Here is a 9234-nt window from a genome sequence, read left to right as displayed (position 1 = left end):
TTTAAGAGAAATCTTGTGGTCTTTAAATACTGACATAAGTTATTGATTATCAGATGTAAAGATACAAAATAAAATCCATTAATCCAAATTAAATCATTGAAAATCAACAAGTTAACCAAAAAAATCAAACAGTTTTTTTAAAAAAAAGTCGGAAGAAAAATCTTCCGACCATGACTACATATACTGGTTTTTTTTGTTGATTTCAAGCTCCTGAACCGCCAACTGTTTTTCTTTTTCGGCTGTGCGGAACTTGGTTTCCATCTCGTTGATGGCTTCGTTCTGATCATTAATCTTCATGCTGTCTGAAACAGCAATCCGTTTTTTGGCGTAATGAAATGCATCTCTAAACTTCCCCTGTTTTTCCTCGAGCATCCACAGCTCGTCATAAATAGTGGCAAGGTTGTCGGCATAGTTCTGTACATAAACTCTATTTTGTAAAAGTTTTTTCAGTGTTGCAGAAGCTTCGCTATAAAGTCCCAAATTTGCCTGTGCCTTCGATTTCATAAAGGTGAGGCGAGTGAGATGGTAGGGGTTTTGCCTTTTTTCTGCCAAGCTCAAGCCTTCCGAAGCTTTTTTTAAAGATTCAGCTGCATTGCCCGTGTATAAGAAATAAACACTTTGTAGGTGCAGCAGTTCAATATGGAAATCGGGATTGTTTTTTTCGGATAAGGATTTTTGCATCAGATCCAGTCTGCGTTTTGCCGTGGGATAATCTTCTTTCTTCAAAAAGATTTCTGCAGACATCAGTTGCGCTGTTTGCGCGACTTCCTTTGACTGAGCGGTATTCCTCTTCAGGTTTGCTGTATTGATGGCCTGTTCCGCATATTGTAAGGCCTTGTCCAAATTTTCGCCGTTATAGAAAATGATCGCTGCTGTAAGATAATTGTTGGCAAGAAAAGACTTGTCGGCTGCTTTTTTAGATGCGGGTATTGCGTGGTTCATCATCAGCTTCATCGCCTCGTGTGCATTTCCCATGCGCTGCTCATCGGCTACTACATTGGTCCACAGCATAGCGCGGAGGTTTTGTGCCTCCTCAGAATTTTCGTTTCCTAAAATTTCCAATCCTTTCAGATGATGTGTTTTTCCTTTTTTTGGATTTTTAGGCATTTCATAGAAGCCCCACGAATTTTGTATTCTTGCCTGTCCTACTTTATGGTGTTTTGGGGTTAGCTCTTCCGCCTTTTTCAGATAAGAAAGAATCTTAGCCGAATCGCTTTGTGCGGTAAACTTGACCAATTTCAGATAAACTTCCGCTTTTTTAACCGGATCTTTTTCCATGGAAGCAACACGCAGCAGGCTGTCGGTTTTCTGCGCAGATATGAGGTTAAATAAGATTAGCATACTAAAAATTAGAACCCTGTACATCATCAGTATTAATTTGATTTAAAGTTAATTAAAAATAAGAAGACATACATGGCAAAAAAATACCTAAAAACCGGTAGAAAAAAATACTCATTTTACCGTATTGAAGATATTGTTGATGTATGAGAAATTTGTTAAAAGAAATAAAACAGAAAACAAGATGAAAAATTTAATACGGTTGGTTGCAATACTTCTCTTTGGCTTTGCTAACTCGCAAACCGAGATTATGCCCAAAGCCGATTTTGATGAAGCAGATGCAAAAGCAAGGATGCAGCAGGGAAATGCCAAAATGTACGGAAAGGTGATCGTAAATGAAGGACTTGGCAGAAAAGTCTATTTTGCTCCTGCGGGAACCCTCGTATTTCTTTATCCGCTAACTCCCTATATTGAGGAATTTGTCAGCCTGAAGGAAAAATACCTTAAAGATCCAAACTATGCTGTTTATCTTCATGAAATCCCCGGAAAGTACCGGCTTCAGACTGAAGTAAAAAACAGAGACGGTGAGTTTGAATTCACCAATTTAAAACCCGGCACTTATATGCTTACTTCTACTGTGAACTATACCGGATTTGACATTGTTAAGGTTGCCACGGGTCAAACAGTTTATACAAAAGGAAATACTGTGGTTGGTTACGGCGGAACACAATATACCAATGAAAAAAGATACTACAGCGGCACTGAATATGAAACCGCCACTGTAACCATAAAGAAGGACGGTGAAAAGAAAAAAGCAAATCTGTAGAACAAAAAATGTTATGAGGAAAACCTATAAAAAAAACCTCAAACGGAACTGTTATTTATGATAATGACGACACCGAAAACTTCACCTTCACCATCACAGAATTAAGCAAAGAAAAAGGAATTCGCGGCACCTTTAGTGGTACCGTTTCTTCTCTGGATTTTCCAGGGCAAGTTTGGGCAGTGGAGAATGGGAAGGTTTACTTGCCCTATAATATAATGGTCAACTAAAAGTACCTAAAAACCGGTAGAAATAAATACTGAATTACAGGCGTGGCATTACCCAGAACGGTTTCTCATTTTTGGGTTATTAAACCTCCATAAAAAATGACACTTTTGAAAAAACTGCTGACGCCCCTGATAATACTGGCAGCTGCGACGTGGGTGAGTGCACAGACGGATAACCGTAAAGAGGTGATGCCGGAAAAAGTGCAGTTCAACAGCGCTGAAGCCAAAGAAATGCTGGCACTGGGAAAATCTACGATCAACGGAACGGCCGTTGCCCGTGAATATACTGACAACAACATCAGAAAGAATTATCTGAACGCCATCATCGGAATGGACGTTACAGGAACCAAACACCTCGCTCCGGAAGGAACTGTAGTGATGCTTTTTCCCTACACCGAATATTTTAAGGAATATCTAAAATTGAGAGACCGGTACGCACAGAGCAGAAAGTACGTTGCCGTACTTTCGAAAGACGCTTTCAGCCACCGTTTGGAAGCGAAAGTTGGGCGCGGCGGAAAATTTAGCTTTCCACAAATGAAGCCCGGCAAATATTATATCGAATCGAACTTCACATATCTAGGTACAGGTCTGGACTATGTTCAGGTAGGCCGTACAGATTATTACAACGGATACGGTAATCATATGCGTTCAGAACCCATTTATCAAGGCTATAATTACAATTATCTGGATTCAAAAGTAGAATCAAAGATTGTGACCGTAAAGGAAGACGGAACAACCGTCGACATTAAACTTTAACGATATAAGAAAAAGTACTTATCACTGCTCTCCAATGGAATATTAAACTGCGACCGTGAAAATAAACAAAAACCTTGAACAGAAAATAGAATAACCTATACAAACAATAAAGCAATGATTCGAAAAATCTTATTAATGTCTGCCGGAATAATCTTTTCCGGAATGTACAGCCAGCAGACCAGATTTGGACTAAAAGCCGGCTATACCTACTCCAATTTCAACTCAAATATTGAAACAGCTAACGAAAAATTTGAACCAAAATCCGGATACTACGCCGGACTTAGCGCAGAAAAACGATTGAGCGAAAAATTAGCAATGCAGATAGAGGCAATGTATGCTAATTTGGGCAGCCAGACTACTTACGAAAATGCTGGTGTTACTATAAAGCAGATCAACCACCTACACCGGCTGGTGGTTCCTGTGTCGCTAAAATATAACGTAACCTATGAGCTGGGAGTTTTTGCCGGAGGTTATTTATCCTCGAAAATAAGCAACAATGTAAAGTTTAAAACATCAGGAGATATTGGTGTAACCGATGAAGAGCTGAAAGAACTGGAAAAAGAATACAAAAAATACCTGGACGATAACCTTAAGTCTTCAGAATTTGGCGTGCAGTTCGGCATAGATTACAGAGCCTTCAAAAGCGTGTACATAGAGGCAAGATACAGCCTCGGGCTCTCCAACATGATTAAAAACCCCACAAATGACGAGAAAATGACCATGAGCTTTCTACAGGCAGGTATTGGTTATAAATTTTAAAACTACCAAAAAATAAGTAGAAAAAAATACTGATTTGCAGCGATTGAAACCTGAACCCAGATGATCAAAATTTGTAACCAGAGAAACAATCGAAATAAATAAACTTTTAAAATCACACATTATGAAAAACGCAGTATTAGCAGCAATAATATTTACAGCTGCATCCACGGCAAATGCGAAAGCACAAAGTATCTTCGATAAAATAGACCGGATCGCCGGAAAGGTAGAAAGTGCCACCTACAAGGTGGACAGAGCTGCAAACGCAGCAGACAGGGCAGGAAAAACAGGAGGAAAACTAGCAGGAATGCTTGGCAAGAAAAAAGAAAACTCAACAGCTTCCCTCACTGATACAAATGGAGCGAACAAAACGGTAATAACCGTCTCCGGCATGGAGATGGAAAAATTGCAGAAACTGAATGACCTTTTAGAAAATACAGACGGTGTAAGCCGTTGTTGGCGATACTCCAAAAAAATTAACTCAACTTATCGTTGTGTCAAATAACCTCAACGGAAAAAATTTGGAAATGCTATCATTTTCTCTTAATGAATTCAAAGGTGTCGGAACCTATTCTCTTGCCGAAGACAATCCATGGACAACTGCACAATACGGCGAAGATGCGAACAACAGCAGTAAAATTTATCCCAAACAATCCGGACAAATGATTATAACCGAATTTAAGGATAATAAAGTGAGAGGAACTTTTGAATTCGTTGGCAAAAATTACGAAACCGGGCAGACGGTTAGTATCACAAACGGTGAATTCTATTTAGAAGCACAGAAAAATGTTCTTTAATGTGACATCGTATAGAAAAAGAAGGAATAACAATTAAACAATAGATTTATGAAAACAATGTACAAAAAAATCGTTTTGAGAAGCATGATGCTTCTATTGGCTGTAGGCCTTGTGTTTGGAATTTCGTCGTGCAGCAGAGATGATGATGGCGGCGGTTCTACTGAGGATGGAAATATGTATAAAATCACCATAACCCTGAATGGTGTAGATGCCAATGATTATGTCAGTTTAGCCGCAGCAGCGTCTGATGCTGCAGCTACCACCTCGGTATGGAAGATCAACGGTGTAACACAGAATGGGCAAGTTGGTGTAGGCCTAAACAACACCAATTTTACGGGAAGCACCAAAACTTACGTACTGGAAACAAATTTTAAAGTTATAGCATTAGCGGCAGGAGGACAGATCATAAACTATGGCGGTGCTATTACCGGATCTTACAAGATTGAAAAAAACGGAAAAGAAGAAGTTAATGAGACAATAAATCTCTCAACAGATGGAGCAAGTTGGAGCAAACAGTTTAATTTTTAAGTAGTTTCATAGTTCATACAGTTAATAATTTTTCAGAAAAGAATCTCGGGGTTGCAACCGGGATTTTCTTTCCTTAAAAAAAAAATCATGAAAGCAATATCTATATCCGCCGCCTTTTTAGCTATATTTTTAATTTCTTGCCAGAAAACCTCTGCTCCCGATCCGGATCAGAAACCTTTTGTAAAGAAAGATTCTGCCGAACTGGTTCAATACGGAAAATACCTCGTCACCATCACCGGCTGCAACGATTGCCACACGCCCAAGAAAATGGGGCCAAAAGGTCCGGAACTGATTGAAGAACTGCTCCTGTCCGGTTTTCAGGGCAAGAACGCCATACCTGAATTCGATAAACAAAGAACACAGAAAGGTTTTGCCCAGATGAGCCCAGATATGACGGCCGCCGCCGGACCGTGGGGAGTTTCCTTCGCAGCCAACTTAACTCCCGACGAAACCGGGATCGGCAACTGGACCTTTGACCAGTTTAAAACCGCCATGACGCAGGGGAAATACAAAGGAATGGAAAATGGCAGACTGCTGCTTCCGCCCATGCCCTGGTTCAACTTTACGGAAATGAAAGACGAGGATCTGCAGGCAATTTTTGCTTATTTGAAGTCGATAAAACCTGTGGAAAATGTGGTGCCAGCGCCTAAACAGTTTGAAAAATAAATTAAAAAAAAATTGTATCAAAAACCAAATGATGCAGGCCGAGATCGTCTAAACGAAAAACCTCTTTGCTTCAGGAGGTCGTGATAAAACGCAAAAAAAGCCGTTTTCACCAGTTGTGAGACGGCTTCTTTATTATTTTACATCGTACAGCATCACATCGCCTGCATTTTAAAACTCATGCTTTCCACAACTTTCAATATGGCTTCTACAGTATCCATCGATGTCAAACACGGAACACCGTTTTCTACCGACATTCTGCGGATTTGGAAACCGTCTCTCTCGGCCTGTTTTCCTTTTGTGGTGGTATTTACAACGTATTGAACTTTTCCTTTTTGAATAAGGTCAATTAAGTTTACATCTTCCTCGCCGATTTTGTATCCGATTTTCACCGGAATTCCCTGTTCTTCAAAATATTTCGCCGTTCCTTCTGTTGCCCAAATTCTGAAACCTACATCGTGGAAACGCTTGGCAAAAACTGCGGCTTCTTCTTTGTGTTTATCGGCAACTGTAAACAGAATCGCACCGTGCGTCGGAACTTTTCTTCCTGCTGCGATAAATCCTTTGTACAATGCTTTTTCCAAAGTACTGTCTTTGCCCATTACTTCTCCGGTAGATTTCATTTCCGGACCAAGAGAAATATCCACTTTCGTGAGTTTTGAGAATGAGAATACCGGAACTTTTACAAAAACTCCTTCTTTTTCAGGAACCAATCCGTTTTCGTAGCCTAAATCTTTCAATTTTGCTCCAAGAATGGCTTTAGTAGCCAAATTCGCCATCGGAACATCGGTAATTTTTGAAAGAAAAGGAACGGTTCTCGACGAACGCGGATTTACCTCAATCACATACACCTGATTTTCAAACAAAACATACTGAATATTCATCAAACCAATGACATTCAATCCTTTGGCAAGTTTTTCGGTGTAATCAACTAGGTCTTTCATGCATTTTTCGTTGATATTTTGTGGTGGATAAACAGCAATCGAGTCGCCGGAATGCACTCCTGCTCTTTCGATATGCTCCATAATTCCGGGAATTACGACGGTTTCGCCATCGCAAATCGCATCCACTTCCACTTCTTTCCCGACCATATATTTGTCAATCAAAATAGGATGTTCAGGATTAATGTGCACCGCAAATTCCATATAATGAGCCAATTCCGCATCTGAATAGACGATTTCCATCGCACGACCTCCCAAAACGTAACTTGGACGAACCAAAACAGGATATCCGATTTCTGTGGCAATCTTTAGCGCTTCTTCTTTCGTAAAACACGTTTTACCAACCGGTTGCGGAATGCCGAGTTCCTGAAGTGTGGCTTCGAATTTATTTCGGTTTTCGGCTCTGTCCAAATCTTCCAAAGAAGTTCCTAAGATTTGAACTCCGTGCGCAGCCAATTTGTCTGCTAAATTAATCGCGGTTTGTCCACCAAATTGTACAACAACTCCTTTGGGTTTTTCTAGTTCGATGATGTTCATCACATCTTCTTCCGTCAAAGGTTCAAAATACAATTTATCGGAAATCGAGAAATCCGTGGAAACCGTTTCGGGATTATTGTTGATGATAATCGCCTCATAACCCATTTCCTGAATCGCCCAAACCGAATGAACCGTCGCATAATCAAACTCCACACCTTGTCCAATTCTGATCGGACCGGAACCCAAAACGATGATTTTCTCTTTATCCGAAACTACACTTTCGTTTTCTTCTTCGTAAGTTCCGTAGAAATATGGTGTTTCGCTTTCAAATTCGGCAGCGCAGGTGTCGACCATTTTGTAAACCGGCATTATTCCGTTTTCTTTTCTGAACTGGAACACTTCGCGGTTGGAAACATTCCATAAATGGCCGATATTCACATCTGAAAAACCAAGTTTTTTGGCTTCAACTAAAGTTTCTTTGTCAAATTTATTTTCAGCGATTGTTTTCTCGAAATCAATCAGTTTTTTCAGTTTCCAGATGAAGAATTTATCAATTTTGCTCCATTCTACGATTTTTTCCCAATCGTAACCTTTTCTCAAAGCATCACCAATAATAAACAGTCTTTCATCATCACAAACACGGATCCTTCTTTCAATATCCTCCGGTGTTAATGCTTCCGCATCTTTAGTTTTCAAACCTAAATGACGGATACCGGTTTCCAAAGAACGGATGGCTTTCTGCAAACTTTCCTCAAAGTTTCTACCGATCGCCATTACTTCACCTGTTGCTTTCATTTGCGTCGAAAGTCGGCGGTCTGCAGTTTCAAATTTATCGAATGGAAACCTCGGGAATTTCGTTACCACATAATCCAAAGCCGGCTCGAAACACGCGTAAGTCTTTCCCGTAACCGGATTCATAATTTCGTCCAGAGTTAATCCAACAGCAATTTTGGCAGCAATTTTCGCAATCGGATAACCAGTGGCTTTACTTGCCAAAGCCGATGAACGCGAAACTCTTGGGTTTACTTCGATGATGTAATAATTGAAAGAATGCGGGTCCAAAGCCAACTGAACGTTGCAACCGCCCTCAATTCCAAGTGCGCGGATTATTTTCAAAGAAGCATTTCTCAACAACTGATATTCTCTGTCAGAAAGAGTTTGCGAAGGTGCCACAACAATGGAATCTCCGGTGTGAACACCGACCGGATCAATGTTTTCCATATTACAAACCACAATTGCGTTGTCGTTTGCATCACGCATTACTTCGTATTCAATTTCCTTGAAACCGGCGATGGATTTTTCAATCAGACACTGCGTAACCGGTGAATGTTTCAACCCTAATTCCGCAATTTCTCGAAGTTGAGTTTCATCCGAAGCAATTCCTCCACCAGTTCCACCCATTGTAAAAGCGGGACGAACAATCACGGGATAACCGATATTTTCAGCAAATTCCAAAGCGCCTTCAACCGTAGTTACAATATCACTTTCCGGAACCGGTTCGTTGAGTTCTCGCATCAGTTCACGGAACAAGTCACGATCTTCCGCCTGATTAATTGCGGAAAGTTTCGTTCCCAAAACTTCCACATCGCATTCTTCCAGAATTCCGGATTTTTGTAATTCGACCGCCATATTTAGTCCGGTTTGTCCACCCAAAGTCGGCAAAAGTGCATCAGGACGCTCCTTGCGGATAATGTGGCTGACAAACTGAAGCGAAATCGGCTCAATGTAAACTTTGTCGGCGATTTCAACATCCGTCATAATCGTAGCCGGATTTGAGTTGATTAGAATTACTCTGTAACCCTCTTCTTTCAGCGATAAACACGCCTGAGTTCCCGAATAATCGAATTCTGCAGCCTGTCCGATTATGATTGGACCGGAACCGATAACGAGGATGGTTTTTATGTCTGTTCTTTTCATTTTTTTTTAGATTCGAGAGCCGAGAACCGAGATTCGAGACTTTCTTTTTTACTTAGATTATAAGAATCAAG

The 9234-nt window shown here is 40.4% G+C and carries 9 protein-coding genes; 7 read left to right on the top strand and 2 right to left on the bottom strand.

All coding sequences use genetic code 11. The features are described from left to right. Positions 1–174: 174 nt before the first annotated feature. Complete coding sequence (locus tag Q0252_RS08190) at positions 175–1341, bottom strand: hypothetical protein (protein WP_297985230.1); 1167 nt, start codon at positions 1339–1341, stop codon at positions 175–177. A 181-nt stretch (positions 1342–1522) separates the two neighbouring features. Between Q0252_RS08190 and Q0252_RS08185 the strand changes: the two genes are divergently transcribed. The 7 genes from Q0252_RS08185 (at position 1523) to Q0252_RS08155 (ending at position 5831) form a co-directional block, all read left to right on the top strand. Further along, complete coding sequence (locus tag Q0252_RS08185; protein ID WP_297985228.1) at positions 1523–2104, top strand: carboxypeptidase-like regulatory domain-containing protein; 582 nt, start codon at positions 1523–1525, stop codon at positions 2102–2104. A 323-nt stretch (positions 2105–2427) separates the two neighbouring features. Continuing rightward, a complete protein-coding gene (locus Q0252_RS08180) occupies positions 2428–3084 on the top strand; it encodes a hypothetical protein (protein WP_297985227.1) in 657 nt (218 codons plus the stop codon). Positions 3085–3198: 114 nt separating this feature from the next. Further along, positions 3199–3843 (top strand): porin family protein, encoded by a 645-nt coding sequence (locus Q0252_RS08175; protein ID WP_297985225.1) that lies wholly within the window; start codon positions 3199–3201, stop codon positions 3841–3843. Positions 3844–3964: 121 nt separating this feature from the next. Further along, the gene (locus Q0252_RS08170; RefSeq protein WP_297985223.1) at positions 3965–4345 is read left to right on the top strand and encodes a hypothetical protein; all 381 of its coding nucleotides are present in this window, start codon (positions 3965–3967) and stop codon (positions 4343–4345) included. Continuing rightward, entirely contained in the window at positions 4335–4637 is a 303-nt protein-coding gene (locus Q0252_RS08165) for a DUF6252 family protein (protein WP_297985222.1), read from the top strand. Before Q0252_RS08170 ends, Q0252_RS08165 begins: the two co-directional genes overlap by 11 nt. Before the next feature lie 48 nt (positions 4638–4685). Then, on the top strand, positions 4686–5165 hold the full coding sequence (locus Q0252_RS08160) for a hypothetical protein (RefSeq protein WP_124784331.1): 480 nt from the start codon (positions 4686–4688) through the stop codon (positions 5163–5165). An 87-nt stretch (positions 5166–5252) separates the two neighbouring features. After that, positions 5253–5831, top strand: coding sequence for a c-type cytochrome (locus Q0252_RS08155; protein WP_297985219.1), 579 nt, complete (start codon positions 5253–5255; stop codon positions 5829–5831). 152 nt (positions 5832–5983) lie between these two features. Here Q0252_RS08155 and carB read toward each other — a convergent pair whose 3' ends face one another. Further along, positions 5984–9163: a carbamoyl-phosphate synthase large subunit gene (carB, locus tag Q0252_RS08150; RefSeq protein WP_297985217.1), complete on the bottom strand. Its 3180-nt coding sequence runs from the start codon at positions 9161–9163 to the stop codon at positions 5984–5986. Positions 9164–9234: the final 71 nt, after the last annotated feature.

The sequence above is a fragment of the uncultured Chryseobacterium sp. genome (assembly GCF_936933875.1).
Taxonomy (GTDB): Bacteria; Bacteroidota; Bacteroidia; order Flavobacteriales; family Weeksellaceae; genus CAKZIK01.
Note: the sequence above shows the minus strand (reverse complement) of the source record. Positions and strands in the feature narration are given on the sequence as shown.

Excerpts from the sequence above, each read along its gene's own strand:
- Q0252_RS08190 (WP_297985230.1), bottom strand. The coding sequence starts at position 1,341 with ATGCTAATCTTATTTAACCTCATATCTGCGCAGAAAACCGACAGCCTG.
- Q0252_RS08185 (WP_297985228.1), top strand. The coding sequence starts at position 1,523 with ATGAAAAATTTAATACGGTTGGTTGCAATACTTCTCTTTGGCTTTGCT.
- Q0252_RS08180 (WP_297985227.1), top strand. The coding sequence starts at position 2,428 with ATGACACTTTTGAAAAAACTGCTGACGCCCCTGATAATACTGGCAGCT.
- Q0252_RS08175 (WP_297985225.1), top strand. The coding sequence starts at position 3,199 with ATGATTCGAAAAATCTTATTAATGTCTGCCGGAATAATCTTTTCCGGA.
- Q0252_RS08170 (WP_297985223.1), top strand. The coding sequence starts at position 3,965 with ATGAAAAACGCAGTATTAGCAGCAATAATATTTACAGCTGCATCCACG.
- Q0252_RS08160 (WP_124784331.1), top strand. The coding sequence starts at position 4,686 with ATGAAAACAATGTACAAAAAAATCGTTTTGAGAAGCATGATGCTTCTA.
- Q0252_RS08155 (WP_297985219.1), top strand. The coding sequence starts at position 5,253 with ATGAAAGCAATATCTATATCCGCCGCCTTTTTAGCTATATTTTTAATT.
- carB (WP_297985217.1), bottom strand. The coding sequence starts at position 9,163 with ATGAAAAGAACAGACATAAAAACCATCCTCGTTATCGGTTCCGGTCCA.